The organism is Nocardia asteroides, from assembly GCF_900637185.1.
GTDB classification, from domain to species: domain Bacteria; phylum Actinomycetota; class Actinomycetes; order Mycobacteriales; family Mycobacteriaceae; genus Nocardia; species Nocardia asteroides.
In genome coordinates, this window is the sequence record NZ_LR134352.1 from 5836415 (window position 1) to 5860545 (window position 24131).

General features: G+C 71.1%; 20 protein-coding genes. 8 read left to right on the top strand and 12 right to left on the bottom strand.

Annotated elements, in window-relative coordinates; translation table 11 throughout:
- Positions 1-119 precede the first annotated feature (119 nt).
- The 3 genes from EL493_RS27215 to EL493_RS27225 are packed head-to-tail and all read left to right on the top strand — an operon-like array spanning position 120 to position 3686.
- Positions 120-443, top strand: coding sequence for a hypothetical protein (locus EL493_RS27215; protein ID WP_019048335.1), 324 nt, complete (start codon positions 120-122; stop codon positions 441-443).
- Positions 444-477: 34 nt separating this feature from the next.
- Positions 478-1200 carry an ABC transporter ATP-binding protein gene (locus EL493_RS27220; protein ID WP_019048336.1) on the top strand — a complete coding sequence of 241 codons (723 nt, stop codon included), beginning with the start codon at positions 478-480 and terminating at the stop codon, positions 1198-1200.
- Entirely contained in the window at positions 1197-3686 is a 2490-nt protein-coding gene (locus tag EL493_RS27225; RefSeq protein ID WP_019048337.1) for an FtsX-like permease family protein, read from the top strand. Before EL493_RS27220 ends, EL493_RS27225 begins: the two co-directional genes overlap by 4 nt.
- A 70-nt stretch (positions 3687-3756) precedes the next feature.
- Here EL493_RS27225 and EL493_RS33355 read toward each other — a convergent pair whose 3' ends face one another.
- Positions 3757-7512, bottom strand: a complete 3756-nt coding sequence (locus EL493_RS33355; RefSeq protein ID WP_022565544.1) for a serine/threonine-protein kinase — start codon at positions 7510-7512, stop codon at positions 3757-3759.
- 196 nt (positions 7513-7708) lie between these two features.
- On the opposite strand from EL493_RS33355, the gene EL493_RS27235 reads away from it, so the two are divergent.
- Positions 7709-8605, top strand: coding sequence for a serine hydrolase (locus EL493_RS27235; RefSeq protein ID WP_174435968.1), 897 nt, complete (start codon positions 7709-7711; stop codon positions 8603-8605).
- Between the two features lie 10 nt (positions 8606-8615).
- Here EL493_RS27235 and EL493_RS27240 read toward each other — a convergent pair whose 3' ends face one another.
- Positions 8616-9278, bottom strand: a complete 663-nt coding sequence (locus tag EL493_RS27240) for a response regulator (RefSeq protein ID WP_022565543.1) — start codon at positions 9276-9278, stop codon at positions 8616-8618.
- A 61-nt stretch (positions 9279-9339) separates the two neighbouring features.
- The gene (locus tag EL493_RS27245; protein WP_051719565.1) at positions 9340-10503 is read right to left on the bottom strand and encodes a sensor histidine kinase; all 1164 of its coding nucleotides are present in this window, start codon (positions 10501-10503) and stop codon (positions 9340-9342) included.
- Positions 10504-10668: 165 nt separating this feature from the next.
- Between EL493_RS27245 and EL493_RS27250 the strand changes: the two genes are divergently transcribed.
- Both EL493_RS27250 and EL493_RS27255 read left to right on the top strand, forming a co-directional pair.
- Positions 10669-11433 carry a hypothetical protein gene (locus EL493_RS27250; RefSeq protein WP_022565542.1) on the top strand — a complete coding sequence of 255 codons (765 nt, stop codon included), beginning with the start codon at positions 10669-10671 and terminating at the stop codon, positions 11431-11433.
- A gap of 40 nt (positions 11434-11473) precedes the next feature.
- Positions 11474-11908: an SRPBCC domain-containing protein gene (locus EL493_RS27255; RefSeq protein ID WP_019048346.1), complete on the top strand. Its 435-nt coding sequence runs from the start codon at positions 11474-11476 to the stop codon at positions 11906-11908.
- 55 nt (positions 11909-11963) lie between these two features.
- Here the strand turns inward: EL493_RS27255 and gatA are convergent, their stop codons facing one another.
- Positions 11964-13451, bottom strand: coding sequence for an Asp-tRNA(Asn)/Glu-tRNA(Gln) amidotransferase subunit GatA (gatA, locus tag EL493_RS27260; protein WP_019048347.1), 1488 nt, complete (start codon positions 13449-13451; stop codon positions 11964-11966).
- Positions 13448-13744 (bottom strand): Asp-tRNA(Asn)/Glu-tRNA(Gln) amidotransferase subunit GatC, encoded by a 297-nt coding sequence (gene gatC / locus EL493_RS27265; protein WP_019048348.1) that lies wholly within the window; start codon positions 13742-13744, stop codon positions 13448-13450. Before gatC ends, gatA begins: the two co-directional genes overlap by 4 nt.
- Before the next feature lie 214 nt (positions 13745-13958).
- Between gatC and EL493_RS27270 the strand changes: the two genes are divergently transcribed.
- Entirely contained in the window at positions 13959-14609 is a 651-nt protein-coding gene (locus EL493_RS27270) for an ACT domain-containing protein (protein ID WP_019048349.1), read from the top strand.
- On the opposite strand, the gene EL493_RS27275 is transcribed toward EL493_RS27270, so the two are convergent.
- From EL493_RS27275 to EL493_RS27285, 3 genes are read right to left on the bottom strand one after another with little or no spacing between them, the layout of a single operon-like run.
- The gene (locus EL493_RS27275) at positions 14602-15117 is read right to left on the bottom strand and encodes a GNAT family N-acetyltransferase (protein ID WP_019048350.1); all 516 of its coding nucleotides are present in this window, start codon (positions 15115-15117) and stop codon (positions 14602-14604) included. The two genes, EL493_RS27270 and EL493_RS27275, sit on opposite strands and share 8 nt — an antisense overlap.
- Before the next feature lie 48 nt (positions 15118-15165).
- Positions 15166-15513, bottom strand: coding sequence for a hypothetical protein (locus tag EL493_RS27280; RefSeq protein WP_232017256.1), 348 nt, complete (start codon positions 15511-15513; stop codon positions 15166-15168).
- Between the two features lie 42 nt (positions 15514-15555).
- Positions 15556-16758 carry an AAA family ATPase gene (locus tag EL493_RS27285; RefSeq protein ID WP_030203309.1) on the bottom strand — a complete coding sequence of 401 codons (1203 nt, stop codon included), beginning with the start codon at positions 16756-16758 and terminating at the stop codon, positions 15556-15558.
- Between the two features lie 153 nt (positions 16759-16911).
- Here EL493_RS27285 and EL493_RS27290 point away from each other — a divergent pair, with 153 nt between their 5' ends.
- The gene (locus EL493_RS27290; protein ID WP_126405901.1) at positions 16912-17265 is read left to right on the top strand and encodes a hypothetical protein; all 354 of its coding nucleotides are present in this window, start codon (positions 16912-16914) and stop codon (positions 17263-17265) included.
- Positions 17266-17306: 41 nt separating this feature from the next.
- Here EL493_RS27290 and ligA read toward each other — a convergent pair whose 3' ends face one another.
- The 4 genes from ligA to EL493_RS27310 form a co-directional block, all read right to left on the bottom strand.
- Positions 17307-19415, bottom strand: a complete 2109-nt coding sequence (gene ligA, locus EL493_RS27295; RefSeq protein ID WP_030203311.1) for an NAD-dependent DNA ligase LigA — start codon at positions 19413-19415, stop codon at positions 17307-17309.
- Positions 19416-19486: 71 nt separating this feature from the next.
- Positions 19487-20503: a methionine synthase gene (locus EL493_RS27300; protein WP_030203312.1), complete on the bottom strand. Its 1017-nt coding sequence runs from the start codon at positions 20501-20503 to the stop codon at positions 19487-19489.
- A gap of 91 nt (positions 20504-20594) precedes the next feature.
- Positions 20595-21707 (bottom strand): tRNA 2-thiouridine(34) synthase MnmA, encoded by a 1113-nt coding sequence (gene mnmA / locus EL493_RS27305; protein WP_019048356.1) that lies wholly within the window; start codon positions 21705-21707, stop codon positions 20595-20597.
- On the bottom strand, positions 21707-22933 hold the full coding sequence (locus EL493_RS27310) for a cysteine desulfurase family protein (protein ID WP_019048357.1): 1227 nt from the start codon (positions 22931-22933) through the stop codon (positions 21707-21709). The genes mnmA and EL493_RS27310 overlap by 1 nt, the downstream gene beginning before the upstream one ends.
- Positions 22934-24131: the final 1198 nt, after the last annotated feature.

The window sequence follows — 24131 nt, forward strand, 5'->3', positions numbered from 1 at the left end:
GTCCCGCGAACGGGCCCGGCCTCCTACCGGGGTAGGAGAAGAAGTCGGGTCCCGGGCACGACGAATACCGGGCGCGGCGACCGTAGCGTTGGCGGCATCGCTCACGGAAGGTGAAGCCCATGACCTGGACCGATCAGCATCGACGCACCGAGATCGTGCACACCGTGCTCGCCAGGGCAGCGATCGACCCGAACGACCCCGCCCTCTTCGACGGACTCACCGACGTGGACCGTCTCTTCGGCGGACCCGACGGCCTGGTGCACGCCCTGGCCTACCGCTGGAACAACCATCTGCGCGCCAAACTGGAACAGGCCGAGATCGAGGGACATTCGGCGGTCGAGGCCTATCTGGAACTGGCCGCCGAGCAGCCCGCGCTGCGGGCAATTCTCGACGCGCGCGCCGTGACCGTGCAGACTACCCGTGACCGCGCCCTCGCGCGCTGACTTCCCGACAACCGAAACCCTTGGGGGACATCACATGCCGGACAACGATTCGCCGCAGCCGCCGATGCTGGAGCTGACGCGGGTGGTCAAGCAGTACCGCGTCGGCGATCAGCAGGTGCGCGCGCTCGACGAGGTGAGTCTGCGCATCGAGACGGGCCAGTTCACCTCGATCATCGGCCCGTCGGGCTCGGGCAAGAGCACGCTGCTGCATCTGCTCGGCGCGCTCGACCGGCCCGACGAGGGCTCGATTCGCTTCCGCGGCACCGAGATCGGCGATCTCGACGAGGACAGCCAGGCCGCGTTCCGGCTGCAGCAGGTGGGTTTCGTCTTCCAGTTCTTCAACCTGCTGCCGACGCTGTCGGCGTGGGAGAACGTGGCGGTGCCGAAGTTGCTGGACGGCACCGGATTACGCAAGGCCAAGCCACGGGCGCTGGAACTGCTCGACCTGGTCGGGCTCGGTGACCGGGCCCAGCACCGGCCCGCCGAGCTGTCGGGCGGGCAGATGCAACGCGTCGCGGTGGCGCGCGCGCTGATCATGGATCCGCCGCTGATCCTGGCCGACGAGCCCACGGGCAACCTCGATTCCAAGACCGGCGCGTCGATCCTGGCGCTGCTCGGCGAGATCACCGCCCAGGGCAATTCGGTGGTGATGGTCACCCACGACATGGGCGCGGTCGCCCATTGCGATCGGGTGATCACCTTGCACGACGGCAAGATCGGCGCCGACGACCTCGTGCAGACGACGGTGGACGCATGATCGCGGCCTGGGATCGGTTGCGGCTGTTCAACATCGGCGAACTGTTCCGGCATTTCGGCCGCACCTTCCTGTCCACCGCGGTGATGGCGGTGTCGGCGGCGCTGCTGGTGGCGGTGCTCAGCATCTCCGGGTCGGTCACCGGCTCGGTCGACCGGCTGACCCAGGGGCTGGCCGGTGACGGCGTCCTCGAGGTCACCGGTATCACCGACGCCGGCTTCGACCAGGCGTTGCTCACCCGGATCGCCGCGACGCCCGGAGTCACCAAGGCCGTCCCGATGCTGCGCAGCACGATCGGCGCGGGCCCGGACCGGGCCCTGCTGATCGGCGCCGACGCGAACATCGCCGCGCTCGGCAGCGACCTGGACGCGCCGATGGCCAAGTACACCAGCAAGCTGCTCAGCACGCCGAAGGGTGTGCTGGTCGGCGCCGCGATGGGCCTGAAAGAGGGCGACAGTATCCCCATCGGCTGGGGCACCGCGACCGTGGCGGCTGTCCTGGACGACGAGGCGAGCAACCGGCTCAACGGCGGCCACCTGGTCGCGGCGCCGCTGCCGCTGGCCCAGCTGCTGCTCAACCGCGTCGACAAGCTCGACTCGGTGCAGATCCTCGCCGCGCCCGGCACCGACGTGGCGCAGCTGCGCGCCGAACTCACCACCGTGGTGGACGGGCGCGCCGTGGTCGCCGAACCCAGCCTGCGGACCGCGCAGGCCGGCGGGGCGATCCAGATCATGCGCTACTCCACGCTGATGTCCTCGGCGGCGGCGCTGATGGTGTCGGCCTTCCTGATTTACAACGCGATGAGCATGGCCGTCGCCCAGCGCAGGCCCACGCTGTCGCTGCTGCGCGCGATCGGCGGTCAGCGCGGGCCGATGGTGCGCGATCTGCTCGTGGAGGCGGCGAGTCTGGGCCTGATCGGTGGTGCGATCGGCGCGGTGGTCGGCGCGGCGATGGGCCGGTTCGCGATCGGGAACCTGCCCGCGGCCATCGTGCAGTCGGTCGAGGCCCGCACCGAGTTCCTGGTGCCGAACTACGCGGTGCCGGTGGCGATCGCGGCGTGTGTGGTGGCCACCGTGCTGGCCGCGGCGATCGCGGCGCGGCAGGTGTACAAGGTGGCCCCGGTGGAGGCGCTCGCCCCTGTGGAGACCAGCGACAACGCCGCGTCGAGCGGGGTGCTGCGGTGGGCGGCGCTGGCCGGTGGCCTGGGCCTCGTCGCGGTGGCCGTCACGCTGGCGGTACTCGACCTCGGGCGCGTCTCGCTCGGCGCCATCTCGACCTCGTTCGCGGCGGCCGTGCTGCTGTGCTTCGCGGCGACCGGCCCGATCGTGCGCGGGTCCGCCGCGATCGCCCGCTGGTTCGGCGCGCCCGGTGCGCTCGGCGCCACCACCCTGGAGCGGGCGCCGCGCCGGGTGTGGGCGACCGCGATGACGGTGATGATCGGTGTCGCCGCGGTGGTGGCCCTCGGTGGCGCGTCGGGCAATATGGTCGATTCCGCGACGAAGTCGTTCGAGAGTCTCGGCGACACCGACCTGTATGTGAGCGCCAGCCCGGTCGAGCAGTTCCCGACCGGACCGGTGCTCCCGCCCGAACTGGCCGGGCGGGTCGCGGCCATTCCCGGCGTCGCGGCGGCGCGGCCCGCGCAGATGGCGTTCGCGACCGTCGGCGGCGGGCGCGTGATGCTGCAGGGTTATCCCCCGTCCGCGGAGGACGACCGCCTCGGCGCGGTCGACAAGGCCGTCATCAGCCAGATGGCGCGCGGCGAGGGCGTCGTGATCACCCGCGATGTGGCGCGCACCCAGCAGCTGTCCGTCGGCGACGAGATCAGCATGCCCACCCCGTCCGGCGAAAAGAAAGTGCCGGTGCTGCAGGTGATTCCGTACTTCACCGCCATCTCGGGCGTGGTGATGATGAGCCTGGACCAGATGCGCGAGTGGTATCAGCGGCCCGGCGAGACCATCCTGTCGATCGAGTTCGCGCCCGGGGCCGACCCGGTCGCCACCCGGGCCGCGGTGCGCGCGGCGGTGCCGTCGGAGATCCATGTCGACACCGGCGCCGACATGGTGAACGCCATCTCGTCGAGCGTCCAGCAGGGCGCGGCGATGAGCAACATGATCCTGTGGATCGTCGTCCTGGTGGCCACGGTCGCGCTGCTCAACACGCTGATGCTGTCGGTGCTGGAGCGGCGCAGGGAACTCGGAGTGTTGCGGGCCATGGGCACCAACCGCAAGTTCCTGCTGCGCTCGGTACTCGCCGAGGCGGCGGGCATCGGATTCATCGGCGCCGCCATCGGACTCGTCGTCGGGGCGGCCGTGCAGTATCTGGCGACCGTGGCGATCGGGCACGCGATGACCATCGACATCGTGTACCGGCCGAGCCCGCTGCTGGTGGTCTACGGAGCCATCGCCCTGGGGCTGGCCCTGCTCGGCTCCATTCCGCCCGCCCTGCGCGCGGCCAGGATGCCGATCGTGGCGGCACTGGCGGTGGACTGAGCCCCTGCCCGCCGCGGCGTCACTTGTCGGGTGACGCTGCGGCGGGCGGGTTTTCGTCAGCTTCGCCGCGTCACAGTGGCACGTCGTCCCACCAGGCGATCACCTCGTCCTGGGCGGTGGGCCGCGGCGCGCCGCCCTGCCCGCTGCTGCCCCGGCGGCTCACCGCGATCAGGTATCTCGCGCGGGTGGAGTCGTCGGGGAAGCTCACCACCTGATGGGCGGTCTGCATCCGGCTGCTGGCCTGATCGGGCACCACCCAGCGGCGCAGCGAGAACGGCACCCCGTCCTTGTCCCCCGGATACCGCACCGCCGACGGCAGCGCCTCCACCACCGACCGCGCCTGCGCCGCGGTCGGATACTCGAGCACGAGATAACTCACCGACCCCGGATTGTTGTCGGTCCGCTCGCACTGCCAGCCCGCGCTGATCGGATTCCACTGCAGCGCGGGCTCTTTCCACTGCAGCTCACTCACCCCACGCACCGCCGCACACCGCGCACCCCGATACCCCAGCCCCTCCGCCACCGCCCCCTGCGGCACCAGCGTGGGAAACACCCGCCTGCTCTGGACGAACGAATCCCCCACCGTCACCGCCGAACTCGACGGCCCTTTCGAAGCCCCCTCGGCGGCGGCCTCGTCCTCGTCGCCATCCGGCAACACCACCACGATCAGCGCGACCAGCAACGTCACCAGAGCCACCACCAACGCCGCCAGCACCAGCCACCCCAGCCGCTGCAACCGCGAAATCCCCCACGAAACCTTCCGCTTGGGCGCACCCCACGGTCGCGGCCCCACCCCGGGCGGAGGCATCCGCGGCCCACTCGGCACCATGCCGGGATGCGGGGCAGGCAGTTGCGGCGCACCCGCCACCTGCGGCACGCCTGCCACCTGCGGCGCAGCGCCCGCCTGCTGAGCGGCCCTCGACTGCGATGCGGCCGCCGCCACCTGCGGCCCGCCCGCCAACTGCGGCGCAGCTTCCGCCTGCGGCACACCCGCCGACTGCGAGGCAACTGCCCCTTGCGGGGTGGCCCCCGTCTGCGGAGCGCCTGCGGCCTGCGGCGCACCTGCCGCTTGCGGCGCGTTCCCCGACAGCTGTGCACCTGCCGACTGCGGCACACCCGCCGACTGCGGAGCGCCCGCCGGTTGCGACATACCCGCCGGCGGCCGGTCGCCCGAAGACTGCGGCGCATCCCCCGACTGCGGCACAGCCCCCGCCAGCTGGGCGGCCCCCGATTGCGACGCCCCCGCCGACGGCGACATACCTGCCGGCGGCTGGTCGCCCGTGGACTGCGGCGCAACCGCCGACTGCGGGGCAACCCTCGCCTGCTGGGCGGGCCCCGGCTGCGGTGTCTCCGAGGGTTGGGGTGCCCCCGCCGGCTGCGGAGCGCCCGCCGGCTGCGATATACGCGCTGATGGCTGGTCGTCCGTGGGCGGTGGGGCGACGGACGCCGTCGAGTCCGATGTGGGTAGGGCGGACTGCGCCGCGTCCGCGTGCTTTTCAGCGGAGCCGCCGGGCTCGAAGTCCAGATTGAGAAGCGGCGAACCGGATTCCGACGGAGGGACGGGTCCACCGACGTCTCCGGACCTGTCCGCGTCAGTGTCGCCTTTGAACCTGTCCGCGTCGCCGAGCTCACCGGCATGTTCGGGCGGCTGCGCCGAGTCGCCGCCCGCGAGGACCGCGGACTTCGACGCATCATCGGTGGCGTCGACCGGCGATCCCGCCGGTGCCGACGATTCCGGTGCCGGACCGGCGGATTGCCCACCTTCGACGGCATCCTCCGCACCGAGCACCGCCCCGCCGGACGGGCTCGCATCCGCGATCGCCGTCACCTCGGTGACCGCATTCGCGTTAGCGGCATCCAGCTGACCGGAATCCGGCATCGGCACCACATCAGTCGCGGCCGAATCGGAGATGTCCCCGCCCTCGGCGACGAAAGCACCTCTGTGGGCTGATATCTCGCGATCACCGGCACGGACGGCATCTGCCGCACCAGCCGCCGCTGCGCGCGGAAGTCGCCCGGACTCGAGCCCCGTTCCGCTCCCCCGGCCCGGATCGCTCTCACCGACGGCCACATCCCGATCCGCCGCCTGCCCGGGCACTGACCCATCCGCGGACTGCCGTGTCGCATCAGGTGAATCGCCCGCCCGCTGCGAGTCCGAGGACGGAACTCCCGGCGACTGAACGGCAGCAGGTTCAGCGGTAGATGGCGGCTGCTGACCGGCGGCCGGCGTCTGCGCGGCTGGGACCTGCGGGCCGGGCGGCACCCCATCCGACTGAGCGCTCGGCGACTGTGACACAAGGGGCTGTGGACCAGGCTGCGCACCCGCTGGAGGGGCACTCGGCGGCAGGGCAACAGCCGACTGTGGGCCGGGCTGTCCACCGCCCGGGACGGCGCTCGGCGGCAGGGCAACAGAGGATTGCGGCCCAGGCTGGCGATCGGCTGGAGCGACGCTCGGCGGCTGAGCTACAGGGTGCTGCTGGTCGGCCTCGTGACCGCCTGGAGCGGCACTCGGTGGCAGTGCCACAGGATGCTGCGGCCCAGGCTGAACGCCCGCTGGAGGAGCGCTCGGTGGCAGGACGACAGCGGACTGCGGCCCAGGCTGGCCACCCGCCGGAGCGGCACCCGGCGGCAGGGCAACAGCGGACTGCGACCCCGGCTGGCCACCCGCCGGAGCGGCACCTGACGGCAAGGCAACAGCGGACTGGGGGCCAGGCTGGCCACCCGCCGGAGGGGCACTCGGTGGAGGGGCGATGGCGGACTGCGGCCCAGGCCGGCCACCGGCTGGAGGGAAATTCGGCGGCTGGGCGGCGACAGGTTGCTGTGGGCTGCCCGGGTATGGGGCGGGCGGCGCGTAAGGCGGCACGGGGGCAACTGGGGGCGCTTGGGAGGGATGCCAAGGTGCTTGGGGCGCAGCCTGTCTCGGCGCGGGAGGGTAGGTGGGGGCGTAGTAGGCGGGTGGGTTCGGGACGGGACGGGGTAGGGCGGGTGGGGTGTTGGTGGTGAGGGCCTGGCGGGCGGCCTTGGTGAAGGCGGTGCAGGAGTCGAAGCGAGCGGCGGGGTGTTTGGCCATGGCGGCGGCGAGGACGGCGTCCAGGGCCTGGGGTAGGCCTTGGCGGCGCAGGGCCAGGGGTGGCGGGTTGAGGTGGAGGGTGCCGCGGATGATCTCGTTGGGGTCGGGCGAGTCGAAGGGGGCGATGCCGGTGAGCAGCCAGTACAGCGAACAGGCCAGGGAGTACTGGTCGGAGCGGTGGTCGAGTTCGGCGCCGGTCATCTGTTCGGGCGAGGCGTAGGCCAGGGTCGCGGTGAACATGCCCTGCTGGGTGAGGTGGGTGGAGTCCGCGCGCAGCCGGGCGATGCCGAAGTCGGTGAGGAACACCCGCTCGCCCTGGCCGCCGCTGGACCGGGCGAGCAGGATGTTGGCCGGCTTCACGTCGCGGTGCAGCACTCCCCTGCCGTGCGCGTAATCCAGCGCGTCGGCGACCCCCTCGACGATCTGCACGGCCCGTTCCGGCGGCAGCGTCATCGGGTCGACGGTCGCGGCGTCGACCCCGTCGACGTACTGCATGCTGATCCACAGCTGCTCGCCCTCGGCGCCGCGGTCGAAGACGGTGACGATGCCGGGATGGTCGAGCCCGGCGGCCAGATCGGCCTCCCGCTCGAAGCGGGCGCGAATGCGGGCGTCGGCGAACAGGTCCCGGTTGAGCAGCTTGAGCGCGGTCAACCGGTCCAGCCGCGGGTGCCGGGCCAGGTACACCGTCCCCATGCCGCCCTGTCCGAGCACCCGCTCCACGGTGAACCCGGCGAACACCTCACCGATGTCGAGCACTGCGACCCCCTTCCGGCCTCTGTGGCGGACCAGCATGGCACCCACAAACGGGCGTGACCACGTTCATTCGAATTCTCGCCGAAAATCGGTGAAACTTGCCAGCAGGCGTCCGGTATCGTCCGGGCGTGCTCGACGAGTAGTTTGCACCGCCGAAGCAGGGCGCCGACGCGCAGTGGGTGGTGGGGAGGATTCGGTGGTGAGTTCGACCGGAACGGCGGCTGTCTTGCGCAGGCTGCTGCCGAGTGTGGTGCTGGCTGCGGCCGCACTGTCCACCGCGTGTGCCACGCCCGGCACACCGACCGCGGTGAGCGCTCCGACGGTGACCGTGAACAGCGAGGACGCCTGGCATCCCGGGCTGTCCATCATGCTGCCCGATTCGCTGGCCGCGGAGTTCACCCAGCTGCAGTCGCAGCTGCCGGGCCAGGTGGGGATGGCGCTGATGCCGGTCGGCGGCGGCCGGATGACGATCTACGGCGACTGGACCACCGGCATCGCCTGGTCCACCATCAAGGTGCCGCTGGCCGTGGCCGCGCTGCGCCACGACCAGGACCAGTCGATCTTCGAGATGGCCCAGGCCGCGATCACGGTGTCGGACAACGACGCCGCCGCCGCGCTGTGGGAATCCCTCGGCGACGGCGAGGAAGCGGCCGAGGCGGTGCAGGAGGTCCTCGACGAGGCCGGTGACATCTCCACCGGCAAGGCGAACCTGCGCACCGAGCTCGACTACACCTCCTTCGGCGGCACCGAATGGTCGCTGGCCAACCAGGTCCGGTTCGCCTCGCGGCTGCCCTGCCTGCCGGAGACCGAGATCGTCACCAGGCTGATGGGTGAGATCACCCCGGAGCAGGGCTGGGGTCTGGGCCTGCTCGACGGCACCGAGTTCAAGGGCGGCTGGGGCCCCGACGACGACACCGGCATCTACACCGTGCGCCAGTTCGGCCTGGTCCCCGTCGGCAGCGGCCAGCTGGCGGTGGCCCTTGCCGCCCAGGCGGATTCGGGCACCTTCGACGACACCACCGCGCTGCTGGACCGGATGGCGCTGTTGCTGTCGCGGCATCTGGGCGAGCTGCGCGGCGGCGTCTGCCCGCGCTGAGCGTCCCCGCTCAGCCGGGGACGACCAGACCGGATTCATAGGCGAGCACCACCGCCTGCGCCCGATCGCGCAGGCCGAGCTTCGAGAAGACCTTGGAGACATGGGTTTTCACGGTCTGCTCGGCCACGAACAGCGCCTCGGCGATCTCGGTGTTCGACAGTCCCTTGGCGACGAGTTCGAGCACCTCGCGTTCGCGCGGGGTGAGCGCGGACAGCGCGGGGGTGGCGGGGGCACGGGTGGTGCGCCTGCGGGTGACATCGGCGATCAGGCGGCGGGTGATGGTCGGCGCCAGCAGCGCCTCGCCGTCGGCGACGACGCGCACCGCGCGCACCAGTTCCTCGGCGGGGGCGTCCTTGAGCAGGAACCCGCTCGCGCCCAGGCTCAGCGCCTCGTAGACGTAGTCGTCGATGTCGAAGGTGGTCAGCATCAGCACCCGCACCGGCGGGTCGAAGCCGGCCGCGAGGATGGCGCGGGCGGCGTCGAGTCCGTTCATCTCCGGCATCCGCACGTCCATCAGGACCACGTCGGGCCGCAACCGCTTGGCCTCGGCCACCGCGACCCGGCCGTCGGGCGCGTCACCGACGACGCTGATGTCGGGCTGCGCGGCCAGCAGCGCCCCGAACCCCTGCCGCACCATCGCCTGGTCGTCGGCGATCAGAACCGTTATTGCCACTCGACCACCCTAATAGGACGCGGACTCTCGGCGGTTCCCAGTCTTTCGCGGATCCCGGGGTCTACCCGACGGGCAGCGTCGCCGAGACCTCGAAACCGCCGTCGGCGGTCGGCCCGGCCAGCAGTTCGCCGCCCACCGCGGCGACCCGGGCGCGCATGCCGTCGATGCCGTGTCCGCCGCCGGAGCCGGGGCGCGGCACGGTCGCCGACGGCCCGTTGCGCACGACGACGGTGACCAGGCCGGGATCCACGCCCACCTCGACCCGCACCGGCGCGCCCGCCGCGTGCCTGGCCGCGTTCGCCAGCGATTCCTGCGCCACCCGGTAGACGGTGAGACCGGTCGTCTCGGGCACCGTGTCGAGGTCACCGCGCACCGACCACTCGACCGGCAGCCCGGCCCGCTGGGCCGCCGCGCACAGCTCGGGGATGTCGGCGGCGCGGGGTTGCGGCGCGTGCTCGGGCAGCTGGCCGTCGCTGCGCAGCACGCCGAGCATGCCGCGGATCTCGTTGAGCGCGGTCCTGGCGGTGGCGCCGATGGACTCGAACTCCCCGCGGGCGGCCGGGTCGAGGTCGGCGATCCGGTAGGGCGCGGTCTGGGCCTGTACCACCACCATCGACATGTGGTGGGCCACCACGTCGTGTAGGTCGCGGGCGATGCGCGCCTTCTCCTCCAGGATCGCCCGGCGCGCGCGCTCGAGCTCGGTGACCTCCTCCTGCCGCAGCAGCTTGCGGCGCGAGGCGATCAGGATGCGCACCAGATAGCCCACCAGGACCAGCGCGCCGAACCCGATCGGCCAGCCCCACAGCGGCCCCTCCGCCGAGCCCGGCATGGTGGTGGCGAACAGCATCGACTGCGCCGCCCAGGCCACCACAATGATCGGCACCGCCGCCCGCAGCGACACCGCGAACAGCAGCACGAACAGCACGATGACGTGCACCACCTGGAACGGCAGGTCGTTGCCCGCCGCCGGGGACAGCCCGAGCGAGATCAGCAGCGCCGACCCGGCCGACACCGCCCAGCCCAGCGCCGGATTGACCCGCACCAGCAGGATCGGGAACACCGCCAGCCCGGCCAGCAGCGGCGCCATCGGCGCGGGCACCTCGTGGGTGACGAACAGGGTGGGCCAGGCGATGCTGTACAGGATCAGCGCCACCACCACGGTCGCGAAGTCGAACCACGTGTGGGCGGGGAGGCGGCGCGCCACCGGGCGCAGGTGTCCTGACATGCCTCGAGCCTACGAACCGTCCGGTCAGCGGACCTCATACCCACGAGCGAGATCGCACCCCCTACCCTGGTGTGACCCCGGCGCCGGGTCACCCGCCCGCGCGCCCCGAGAACCGGTCCGCAGCGGGATGCCCGCGGTGGGTCCCGCTCCATACCGTCGGAGGCCATGAAAACCCCGCTTCGCCCGGTACCCGCCGCTTGCCGTGCCCGTACCGCAGTCTCCGCCGCCTCCGCGTCGAGTACCCCGGCCGATGTCGCCCATCGCCGCCGCAGCGGGGTCGCCCTGTGTACCGCGGGCCTGGCCATGGCCGCCGCGGTCGTGATGTCGGCGCCCGGCGCGATGGGCACCACCCCCGGTGGCGGCACCGAGAACGCGGCCGCGGCCGCGGTGGTCCGCGCGCTCACCGACGACGATCCCGACGCCACCGGCCTGATCCCCCGCGACTTCGGCTACAAGTTCGGCTACGACCCGGCCCGCCAGGACGGGCTGCTGGTGAACCCGAACGGCAGCTGCTCCTCCCCGGTGACCCTGCCCGCGGAGTTCGCGGCGGCGTGCAAGGCGCACGACCTCGGCTACGACATGCTGCGCTACGCCGAGCGCGTCGACGAGCCGCTGGGCCAGTGGGCGCGGCGTTCGGTGGACGCGGCGCTGAACCGGCGCATCCATGCCGCCTGCGAGCTGCGCGACGACGAGTTCTCCCGGGCCCGCTGCTCGGTGATGGCCGACATCGCGTTCACCGCCGTCGACGTGAACTCGCGCAGGCAGGAGTACGGCGCCCCGGTCGTGGAGAACGTCTTCGCCGACACCGACCCGGCCGACCGGCCGAACCTGTGGCCGCTGGCGCGGACCGTGCTCGGGCTGTTCGCGGTGACGGCGGCGTCCGCGGTCATCATCGACGCGCTGCGCAAACGACGGCGGCGCTGGGCCTGACCCACTTGCCGAAAACTAGAACATGTCCTAGTTTTCCCGCATGGCCCTTGTCATCGACGAAACGATCGAAATCGACGTGCCCGCCGAGACGGTGTGGAAGGTTCTCACCGATTTCGACCGCTACGGCGACTGGAACACCTTCTGCTACGAGGCGGCCACCACGCTGGAGCCGGGCGCACCGATCGACATGCGGGTGCAGCTCGGCCCCAACCGCCGCCCACAGCGCGAATGGATCCGCTCCCACACCCCCGGCGTGGAGTTCAGCTACGCGATGAAGCCGGTTCCGCTGGGCGCCCTGCACAGCCTGCGCTCGCACACCGTGGTGCCGCTGGGCCCGGACCGCTGCCGCTACGAGTCGCGGTTCACCCTGGCCGGCTGGCTCAGCCCGGTGGTGAACCTCGCCCTCGGCAAGCACCTGCGCGCGGGCTTCGGCGCGATGACGGCCGGCGTCGGCAAGCGGGCCACCGAGATCTGAGAAACGGGGTGCGCCAAGCCCATCCGGCCCGGCGCACCCCGCCCTGGTGCTTCGCTCAGATACCCGCGGGCACCGGCAGCGCGCCACGCGCCGCCTCGTACGCGGCGCCGACCCGGTACAGCCGGTCGTCGGCCAGCGCGGGCGCCATGATCTGCAGACCCACCGGCAGGTTGTCGTCGGCGGACAGCCCCGACGGCACCGACATGCCGCAGTGCCCGGCCAGGTTGGTCGGCAGCGTGCACAGGTCCGACAGGTACATGGCCAGCGGGTCGTCGACCTTCTCGCCCAGCTTCCACGGGGTGAACGGGCTCGTCGGCGAGACCAGCACGTCGACCTGCTCGTAGGCCTTGTCGAAATCCTGCGCGATCATCGTGCGGACCTTGAGCGCCTGACCGTAGTAGGCGTCGTAGTAGCCGGCCGACAGGGCGTAGGTGCCGATGATGATGCGGCGCTTCACCTCGGGACCGAAACCGGCCTCGCGGGTCAGCGACATCACCTGGTCGGCGCTGTGGTTGCCGTCGTCACCGACGCGCAGTCCGTAGCGCATGGCGTCGAAGCGCGCCAGGTTCGACGACACCTCCGACGGCATCACCAGGTAGTACGAGGACAGCGCGTACTCGAAGTTCGGGCACGACACCTCGATCACCTCGGCGCCCAGCTCCTTCAGCACCGCGACCGCGGCGTCGAAGGACGACAGCACGCCGGGCTGGTAACTGTCGGAATGCAATTCGCGCACCACGCCCACGCGCACGCCGCTCAGGTCGCCGGTGGCGCCCTGCTTCGCCGCGGCCACGACCGGGGCCACCGGCACGTCGCGGGAGGTGGAGTCGCGCGGGTCGTGACCGGCGATCACCTCGTGCAGCAGCGCGGTGTCGAGCACCGTGCGACCGCACGGGCCGCCCTGGTCCAGCGACGACGCGCACGCGACGAGGCCGTAGCGGGAGACGGTGCCGTAGGTGGGCTTCACCCCGACCGTGGCGGTGACGGCGGCCGGCTGGCGGATGGAACCACCGGTGTCGGTGCCGATCGCCAGCGGCGCCTGGAACGAGGCCAGCGCGGCGGCCGAGCCACCGCCGGACCCACCCGGGATGCGGGTTTTGTCCCACGGGTTGCGGGTCGGGCCGTAGGCGGAGTTCTCGGTGGAGGAGCCCATCGCGAACTCGTCCATGTTGGTCTTGCCGAGAATCGGGATGCCCGCGGCGCGCAGCCGGGAGGTGACCGTCGCGTCGTACGGCGACATCCAGCCCTCGAGGATCTTCGAGGCGCAGGTGGTGGGCATGTCGGTGGTGGTGAAAACGTCCTTGAGCGCCAACGGGACTCCCGCCAGCGCCGAGGCCGGGGTCTCGCCGGCGGCCAGCGCGGCGTCGACCACCGCGGCCGCGGCCAGCGCCTCGTCGCCCGCGACGTGCAGGAAGGCGTTGAGCTCACCGTCGACCGCGGCGATCCGATCCAGGTGCGCCTGGGTGACCTCGGTGGAGGACACCTCGCCGCCGTGGATCTTCGCCGCCAGCTCGGCCGCCGACAGCGTGGTCAGCTCGGTCATTCGCCCTCTCCCAGGATCTGCGGGACCAGGAAACGCTGTTCCTCGACGGCGGGCGCCTGGTCCAGCGCCTGGTCGGGAGTCAGACCGGGCACGACCACGTCGGGCCTGGTCACATTGGTCGTCGGGTTCGGCGACGCGGTGGCGGGGACGTCGGCGGCGACCTCGGAGATGGTCCGCACGTGGCTGAGGATCGAATCCAGCTGACCGGCGAACTGGTCCAGTTCGGCGTCGGTCAACGCCAGCCGGGACAGCCGGGCGAGGTGAGCGACCTCGTCACGGGAGATTGCGGGCACCGCGGGACCCCTTTCGGCTCGATATAGGCAGTAGTAGCTGACAGCCTATCGAGCGGGTCGCCGGGTCTCTGACGCACCCGCCTCGCGCGAAAGTTCGCGCATGTCACGCCGCAGGGGTCATACTTCGAGTCGAGAACCCGTGTCCGGGGGTGTAAGTATTGCGTCACCGGGTATTCGTCTCGAATCGCCCCGGCCGCCTAGGAAAGGAACGCACGTGTCATTCCTGCTCCGCGTGCAACTTCCGGATCGTCCGGGAAGCCTCGGCTCCCTGGCACTCGCCCTCGGTGGAGTCGGCGCGGACATCCTCTCGCTCGACGTGGTCGAGCGCGGCGCCGGGTTCGCGATCGACGACCTGGTGGTCGAGGTCCCCACCGGCGCACTGCCCGACACCCTCATCACCGCCGCGGAGTCCGTGCGCGATGTGAGCGTCGACTCGATCCGCCCGTACTCGGGCGTGCTCGACACCCATCGTGAGCTCGAGCTGATCGACCAGGTCGCCAGCGCCCGCGACGATCGGCTGCAGGTGCTCGTCGACGGTGTCCCCCGGGTGCTGCGGGTGGGCTGGTCCACCATCATCGGTCTGGGTCCGGCGGGCGCTTTCCGGGTGGTCGGCAGCCCGAGTGCGCCGGAGACACAGGCGGGTTCGGCACCGTGGATGCCGTTGGAGAAGCCGTCGCTGCTCGACGGCGAGGCCGACTGGGTGCCGCAGATCTGGCGCGACATGGACACCAAGCTGGCGGCGGCGCCGCTGGGTAACACCGGCAAGTCGCTGCTGCTCGGCAGGCCCGGTGGTCCCGAGTTCCGGCCGTCGGAAGTGGCGCGGCTGGGCTACCTGGCCGGCATCGTCGCGACCGTGCTCAGCTGAGCGCGAGCCGCATCACGTACAGCGGCAGCCCGTCGTGGGTGAACCAGTCGCGTTCGGGCACGGCGACGAAACCCAGCCGCTCGTAGATCCGGTGCGCGTCGACCATGGTGCCCATGGTGGTCAGCGCGACCGCCGCGTAGCCGCCCGCCTTCGCCTCGTCGATCACGCTGCGCACCAAGGCCGTTCCCACGCCGAGCCCGCGCGCGTCCTTGGCCACGGCCAGCATCCGGAATTCGAGTTCGCCTGGTAGCGCGATCTCGGCGTACGGCGTGCCCGGCCGCGCGACGGTGAGCGAACCGGCCACCGCGCCCTCGTGCACGGCGACGAGGATCTCGGCCTCGGCGGCCCGGCGGGCGACGTCGGCCAGTTCCTCGACATACTCGTTGTCCGGGTCGACGTAGCCGTCACCGACATACACCTGCACGGTCAGCGCGCCGACGGCGTCGTATTCGTCGGGACGGGCGGTCCGGACGACGAGACCGCTGTCCCGATGGTCGTTAGCCTGCATCACGACATGATCCCACCGGGCTCGATGTGAGCCCGCCCGCACCCGTGCTCAGGAGCCCAGGTAGGGACGCAGGCCCGGATGCTGGGCCACCCACTTGTCCGGGTTGTGCGGCGGGTACGCGACCACGAGCTGGTCACCGATGGCGGGCCACTGGGCGGCGTCCCAGGCGAAGCGGCGATACACCACAACCCCGGCCACCGAGGGCCCGACGATGGTGCCGGTGATGGTCACGTAGTGCTCGCCGGTCATCGCGGGCAGCGGGCTGACGCCGGTGAGGTAGAGCGACCCCTGTTCCAGCTGCGCGCCGCCACTGCGGCCGATCCGGTGGGCCAGCACGGCGCCGAGTGTCACGAGCAGCATCGTCACCATGGCCGCCGCCATCACCACTTCGAGCATGCCGCCCATGCTAGGCGCAGGCGCGCGCGGGCGGCAGGCCGGTCACAGCGGGGTGAGCTCGCTGACGCCCCGCTCGCGGCGCAGCTGCCAGACCGCCGTGCGGGTGCGCTGCGAGCGCCCGTTGCCACGGTCGATCAGCGCGCGCTGGGCGGTGGTGTAGATCAGTTGCGCGCCACGGGCATTCGTCTCCGGATTCTGGAACAGCTGGACGAGCCGGTCGGTCTCCTCCACCGGCAGGCCGGCGCCCAGGTCGTCGACGGCGAGGACCTGGCCGGTGTCGAGCGCCTCCAGCATGGCGGGCAGCACGCGCAGCAGGGCGCGGGTGGCGGTGGACTCGTCGGCGAGTTCGAACGGGACGTCGATGCCCTCGTGCACCACGCTCAGGCCGGCGCCACGCCGGTCGACCATGCGCCGGTACAGCGCGTCGCGCGCGGCCCGCAGGGTGCTCAGTTCCCGTTCCACCAGGATGGCGTCGGCGCCGCCGTGGTCGAGTTGCGTTGCCATCGCGCCGATCTCGGCGTCGAGGTCACGCAGGTAGTCGGCGTACATGGGATCGTGTTCGGCGATCAGCAGATCCTCGATGCCCAGGTCGGCCGTGCGCAGCAGCATCAGCAGCCGGGCGGCGTTGTCGGGCGAGCGGGAGATGTGGCTGCCCAGGTCGTGGGCGAGTTCGTCGACACCGGCCTCGCCCTGCTGCACGCACAGGTTCGCCGCGAACCAGCGGTAGGCGGGCACCAGGGCCTCGGCGTACATCTGCCCGGCCAGGCTCAGCAGCAGCGCGTTGGGCCGCACCAGCGGGACCAGCGCGGCGACACCGTAACGGGCGGCCTCGAACATCGGCCCGATCTTGATCGAGTCGCCGGTGCGCTCGAACACGATCCGCTTGCGCGAACGCGGATGGGTGTAGAGCCATTCGGCGAGCACGTCGGCGTTGTCCAGCCGGAATCCGTAGGTGTAGGGCACCCCCTCGGCGACGAACCCGGCCACGAACTCGGTGGGCCGCGCCGCGAATCCCAGGTGCGGGCGCCGCACCGGACCCGCGTACGGATCCCATCCCGTCACCGAATGCAGCACCGCGTCGCGCATCTGCGCGAGCGCGTCGATCAGACTGGTCTTCCCCGCCGCCGCCACCCCGTGCACCGCGGTCACCGGCACCGCCAGCGGTCCCCCGACCCCCTTGCTCAACCGCAACTGCTGCGCCTCGGCCAGCGATCCGTGGTTGGTCACCTGAAAACTACGCAGCACCGATCCGCCTCTCCGAGATTCTTCGCAAGACTAGGGGACGGGAGCGGCTCCCGGCATGACCGGGCGTGTTCGCGGCGAACCTACTAGCATGCTGGGCACCGCGGCCGCGCCGGTCGCGCGGCGACGGTCGACGACGAGAAGTGGGTGCGCACGATGGCGGTTCGGAAGTTGGTTCGCGGAGTTGTCGTCGCGGCGGTGACCGCGGGCGCGGTGGTGCCGGTGACGATGCTGAGCGCGCCGAGCGCGCTGGCCGATCCGTGCCCGAACGGGACCGCGCGGGTGTTCCTCGGCAACGAGACCAACACCTGTCAGGGGGCCGGGTCGGTGTCCTACACCGAGGCGCCGGTGTCGAAGGTGTGCTCGATGACGTCGACGGATGTGGCCGTCGACATCCAGACCAATATCAAGAAGCGGCCGACGCGCCATGTCGAGATCAGCAACGGGCAGTGCTCGAGCTTCGACATGAAGACCCAGATCGGCAACACCGTCACCGTCACCCCGAACTGACACCGGCGCGGTAGCGGTCGCCGAACCGCTACCGCGCTCGGCTACTCGTCCTCGGTCCCCGATGCCACGGCGTCGGGGCCGCCGTCCAACAGGCGCCGGAACCCGTCCTCGTCCAGGATCGGGACGCCGAGTTCCTCGGCCTTGGCCGCCTTCGAGCCGGGCGCGTCGCCGATCACCACGAACGCGGTCTTCTTCGAGACCGAGCCCGCCGCCTTCCCGCCGCGCACCAGGATCGCCTCCTTGGCGCCGTCACGGGTGAAGGTCTGCAGCGAGCCGGTGACCACGATGGACAGGCCTTCGAGGTTGCGTTCGATCGAGTCGTCGCGTTCGTCCTCCATGCGGACACCGGCCGCGCGCCACTTGTCGACGATGGCGCGATGCCAGTCGACGGTGAACCACTCCACGACCGCCGCGGCGATGGTGGGTCCGACGCCGTCGGTGGCGGCCAGTTCCTCGCCCGTGGCGGCCTCGATGCGCTCCAGGCTCGCGAATTCGGCCGCCAGCGCGCGAGCCGCGGTGGGACCGACGTGCCGGATCGACAAACCGACGAGCACCCGCCACAGCGCGGTGTCCTTGGCCGCGTTCAGGTTCTCCAGCAGCCGGGCGCCGTTGGCCGAGAGCGCGCCGTCCTGCTTGGTGAACAGCGGGACACCGAGCAGGGCCTGCTCGTCGAGGGCGAACAGGTCGCCCTCGTCGGCGATGGCGCCGGAGGTGAGCAGCGCGTTGGCGGCCTCGTAGCCCAGCGCCTCGATGTCGAAGGCGCCACGGCCGGCCAGGTGGAAGACCCGTTCGCGCAGCTGCGCGGGGCAGTGCCGCTGGTTGGGGCAGCGGATGTCGGCGTCGCCCTCCTTGGCCGGAGCCAGCTCGGTGCCGCATTCGGGGCAGTGCGTCGGCATCACGAACTCGCGTTCGTCGCCGGTGCGCGCGTCGACGACCGGGCCGAGCACCTCCGGGATCACGTCGCCCGCCTTGCGGATGGTGACGGTGTCGCCGATCAGCACGCCCTTGCGCTTCACCTCGGAGGCGTTGTGCAGGGTGGCCATGGCGACGGTGGAACCGGCGATGGACACCGGCGCCATCACCGCGAACGGGGTGACCCGGCCGGTACGCCCGACATTGACCTCGATATTGAGCAGCGTGGTCGTCGCCTCTTCGGGCGGGTACTTGTAGGCGATGGCCCAGCGCGGGGCGCGCGAGGTGGAACCGAGGCGGCGCTGCAACGCCATCTCGTCGATCTTGATGACCTGGCCGTCGATCTCGTGCTCGATGTCGTGGCGGTGCTCGCCCCAGTAGGCCACCCGCTCGACGACCGCGTCGATGCCCTCGACCAGCCGGGTGTGCTCGGAGACCGGCAATCCCCAGGCCGCGAGGGCCTGGTAGGCCTCGTGCTGGGAATCGGGCCGGTAGCCGTCGATGCGGCCGAAGCCGTGACAGATCATCCGCAGCCTGCGCTGGGCGGTGACGGCGGGATTCTTCTGGCGCAGCGACCCGGCCGCGGTGTTGCGCGGATTCGCGTACGGCGGTTTACCTTCGGCGACGATCTGGGCGTTGAGGGTCTCGAAGTCCTCGAGCCGGAAGTACACCTCGCCGCGCACTTCCAGCAGCTCCGGGATCGGGAACTCCGCGGACGGGGTGAGTTCGGCCGGGATGTCCTCGATGGTGCGCGCGTTGAGGGTGACGTCCTCACCGGTGCGCCCGTCGCCGCGGGTGGCGCCGCGCACCAGCTTGCCGCGCTCGTACACCAGGTTCAGCGCGACGCCGTCGATCTTGACCTCGCACAAATAGTGCAGGCCGGAGCCGGTCTCGGCTTCCACCCGGCTCGCCCAGGCGCGCAGCTCGTCGTAGTCGAACACGTTGTCCAGCGACAACATTCGCTCGAGGTGGTCCACGGCGGTGAACTCGGTGGCGAAGCCGCCGCCGACCAGCTGGGTCGGCGAATCCGGGGTCCGCAGGTCGGGATGGGTGTCCTCGAGGGCCTGCAACCGGCGCAGCAGCGTGTCGAACTCGCCGTCGGTGATGATCGGCGCGTCCCGCACGTAGTAGCGGAACTGGTGCTCGCGCACCTCGTCGGCCAGCTGCTGCCACTGCACGCGCTGCTCGGAGGAGGCGGGCTCGGCACTCACGGAAACCACGCTGTCGCTGTCACTCACCCACCGAACAGTAGTCGAGCCCACCGACACATCCGGGCACCGTTCCCGCACGTCGCGGGGCCGGCCGCGGCTCAGTCGACGGTGATCGAGTCCGGTTCCTCGGCGAACGCGCGGGCCGCGTCCCGGCCGAGCGACAGCGCCGTGCGCGACCAGGCCAGCGGGGCGCCGGCGAGCCCGCAGGCCGGGGTGACCAGGATTTGCTCGGCCAGCAGGCGGCGCGGGAAACCGAGCCGGTCGACCAGCCGCACACCGGGTTCGGCGACGGTGCGCCAGGTGGCCGGCGCGGCGGGCGGCGACGTGGGCGTGAGCCCGAGGGCGAGCTTGCGGCCGGAATCCAGGATCTCGCCGAGCGCGTCGAGATCGGCGGTGGTGATCGTCGCGGCATCGATGGCGACGCCCGCGGCGGCGGTCCGGCCCAGGGTGGTGAGGGCGGGACGGGACGCGCAGCTGTGGATCAGGACCGGTCCGGACTGCGCGGTGATCACCGTGTCGAGAATGTGCAGCGCCTCGGGCTCGGGCAGCGCGCGAATCGTATTGAGAATGCTCGGCCCTCGCAGCGAACCGTCGAGCACCGTGGTGAGCTGGGGTTCGTCCAGTTGCACGACCACCTCGGCGCCGAGCCTGCGGCGCACCTCGGCCGCGTGCCGGGCCAGGCCTTCGGCCAGCGATTCCGAAAGGTCGCGCACCGCACCGGAATCGGTGAGCACGCGGTGACCGCCGGGCAGTTCCACCTCGGCGGCGAGGGTCAGCGGTCCCGCCGACTGGACCTTCACCACGCGGCCGGCACCGGCCAGACCCGCTGTCTCCCAGGCTTCTTCGAGTGCGTCGAGGTCGGCGCGCAGCAGATCGCGCGCACGTCGGGACACCGCGCCGGGGCGCGCTGCCAGTCGATACCCGCGGGTGGTGGAATCGAACCGCATGTCCACGAGCAGCGCCGACACCCGGCCGATCAGGTCGGCGCCGACACCACGACCGGGCAGTTCCACCAGGTGCGGCAGGTCGGGCAGCTCACCGATGATGGTCGCCGCGGCCTCGCGGGGATCGGTGCCCGGCCAGGAGCCGACGGCCGTCGCGATCCCGCCGGCCAGGGGGTCGATCGGTGTCGGCGCGCTGCTCGGCTCCGGCTTCTCGCTGCGCCACAGGGTCACGCGCTCAGCACCTTTCGCGTCGTCGCCCGGCTCAAGCCGAGGCGCCGGTCGCGCCCGACACGATGCCGGCCCGGTCGGTGCCGGTGATGGTGCCGCTGCCGACCACGGTGTCGCCGTCGGCATCGGGCAGGTACAGCACGATGGCCTGCCCCTTCGCGACGCCGCTGAGCGGCTCGCGCAGCCGGGCGACGAGCCCGTCACCCACCGGCTCGACGACGGCGGGCGCGATGCCGCCGTGCGCGCGCACCTGCACGACGCACTCGACCGGCCCGTCCGGGCGCACGCCGGAGGTCCAGATGGCGCGATCGGCGGTGACGGTGTCGACCTGGAGGTCTTCGAGCGAGCCGACCTCGACGGTGCCCGACTCGGGATCGATGCCGGTGACATAGCGCGGCTTGCCGTCGGCGGCGGTGTGCGTGAGGCCGAGGCCCTTGCGCTGGCCGACGGTGAACCCGTGCACACCCTCGTGCTCGCCCAGCACGGTGCCGTCGGAGTCGACGAGCGCGCCCGGGCGGATACCGATCTTGGCGCCGAGGAAGGCGCGGGTGTCACCGGAGGGGATGAAGCAGATGTCGTGGCTGTCGGGCTTGTTCGCCACCGCCAGCCCGCGCGCGGCGGCCTCCTCGCGGATCTGCGGCTTCGGCGTGTCACCGACCGGGAACATGGCCCGGGACAGCTGCTCGGCGGTGAGGACCGCGAGCACATACGACTGGTCCTTGTCGGCGTCCACGGCGCGGCGCAGCACACCGTCGTCGAGGCGGGCGTAGTGCCCGGTGACGACCGCGTCGAAGCCCAGCGCCTGCGCGCGGTCGGCGAGGGCGGAGAACTTGATCTTCTCGTTGCAGCGCAGGCACGGGTTCGGCGTCTCCCCCGCGGCGTAGGCCGCGACGAAGTCGTCGATCACGTCTTCCTTGAAGCGATCGGCGAAATCCCAGACGTAGAACGGGATTCCGAGCACGTCGGCGGCGCGGCGGGCATCCCCGGCGTCCTCCTTAGAACAGCAGCCGCGCGAGCCCGTGCGCAGCGTGCCCGGCGACGCCGACAATGCCAGGTGCACCCCGACCACCTCATGGCCGGCCTCGACGGCCCGCGCCGCGGCCACCGCCGAATCGACGCCACCACTCATCGCGGCGAGTACTCGCATCAGGCACCTCCTCTAGCGCCGGCCAGGCCCGCGGCCCTGGCCCGGTCGACGACCTGCGGCAGCACGGTCAGCAATCTCTCGATATCGGCCCCGGTGGACGTGTGCCCGAGCGAGAACCGCAGCGAACTGCGGGCCTGCCACGGATCCACCCCCATGGCGATCAGCACATGACTGGGTGAGGCGACGCCGGCGTTGCAGGCCGAGCCGGTGGAGCATTCCACGCCGGCGGCGTCGAGCAGCATCAGCAGCGAGTCGCCCTCGCAGCCGGGGAAGGTGAAGTGGGCGTTGCCGGGCAACCGCCGCTCGTCGAGCGGGCCGTTGAGGATCGCCTCGGGGATCACGGCGTGCACCCCGTCGATCAGCTGCCCGCGCAGCACACGCAGCCGCTCGGCGCGCGCGGACAGGTCACCGGTCGCGTCCCGCAGCGCCGCGGCCAGACCGACGGCCGCGGCCACATCGGAGGTACCCGACCGCAGGTCGCGCTCGTGCCCGCCGCCGTGGATCAGCGGCACGCAGGGCACCTGCCTGCCGAGCAGCAGCACACCGATACCGTGCGGTCCGCCCGCCTTGTGTCCGGCGACGCTGAGCGCGGAGAGCCCGCTCGCGCCGAAGTCGACGGGCAGCTGCGTCACCGCCTGGATCGCGTCGCTGTGCATCGGGATGCCGAATTCCTGGGCGACGGCGGCCAATTCGGCGATCGGCTGGATCGTGCCGACCTCGTTGTTGGCCCACATCACACTGACCAGCGCGACCTCGTCGGCGTGCGCGGCCAGCTCGGCGCGCAGGGTCTGCGGGGCGACGATGCCGTCGGCGTCGACGGGCAGCCAGCTGACCCGCGCGCCCTCGTGCTTCTCCAGCCACTCCACCGCGTCGAGCACCGCGTGGTGCTCGATCACGCTGGTGACGATCCTGGTGCGCCGCGGATCGGCCGCCCTGCGCCCCCAGTAGATGCCCTTGACCGCCAGATTGTCGCTCTCGGTACCACCGGAGGTGAAGATGACCTCGGACGGCCGCGCCCCCAGATCGGCCGCGACGGACTCGCGCGCCTCCTCCAGCGACCGCCGCGCCGCGCGCCCCGACCCGTGCAGCGACGAGGCGTTACCCACCGTCGTGAGCGCAGCCGTCATCGCCTCGACGGCGGCGGGCAGCATCGGAGTGGTGGCCGCGTGGTCGAGGTAGACCGTGTCGGGCGCACCGGTGACCGGGCCCGTAAAAGCCGACTTCATGACCGACAAAGCCTATACCACCGCTGACCTGGGCATCTTCGGGGTACCCCCCTGTTTTCTACGATTTTTCTACGATTTACCCAGGATTCTCAACACGTGTATCAGGTATCTGTATTCCCCAAGCGGGGACGAGAAGGTGGCTGAGACCGTCGAGTCGGCGGGCTGAGGGCTTGCAGATCGAGCGTCGATGCGGGGGCCCGGCGCTGTTGGTCGAGGACGAGACGCGTGGGATTCCGAGTACCATCGGTGCACACGGACGACCGACCGCACGTGTGTGAGAGGTACTGCGGCGACCAGGATGCGTTGTACGCCAGCAGCCCGCCCCGATGGCGCACCAGCACCACCGGAACATCGGCCGCTAGCGCCGCCGCTATCCGACCGCGACCCAGAATCCAGGATCCCAGCACCCGGGATCTAGCGATGCATGGACGTTGCGGGTGGGAGATCAGCCATAGCGCATTTCGTCTCACAGACGATCCCGGATGCAGAGACACTTGCTGGCCCTGTAGGCAGGCGAAAGTCGCGGTGACACGGAGGTTCGCGTCGCACGAAAGGTGGAGCGACGCCTCGCGCAGTTGCGACCGGCAAGTTCTGCGTGTCCACGGCTCTCATCGACCGCATCCGGATGAGACCCGACCGTACTCAACCCAACGCCGATATGCGCCAAGCCTGATGGGGATCGGCCATGCAGACGAGTCCTACTGTCCCCTACTCAAGTTGACACACAGTTCGTCCATAGCGAGACTTGGCCGCGCGGTAGCCGATCGGTGGCCGCAGCGGTTGGGTGGGGGAATTCGCGTCAAAATGCAACAGATGAGCCGTTCCCAGGCGGCGCTCCAAGGTGTGGTGATGGCAACTCAGGGATGGTTCAACCACTACGACGACCCGGACGAGTTCTGGGACGACGAGCCCCTCACCCAGTGGAAGGCCTCCTGGAGATCAACGAACGGCTCAGCCGATCGACATTCGACACCGCCGACGGCGCAGGAATTCCGAACGAACTCCAGCCTTTGGCCAGAGAGCGTGGCACGTAACGCAGGAGCTGTGAATGAGCGTCAGCAGAGATCCGGCTCCTCTTTCGTCTCTATGGACATCGATCACGGGTTCCTTCCTGTTCGACTCGACTTCCGCACCGGGTGGAGCAGATAGGTGGCGCCACACGAAGTCAGCGAGGAACTGATGCTTGCCTATCGAGACG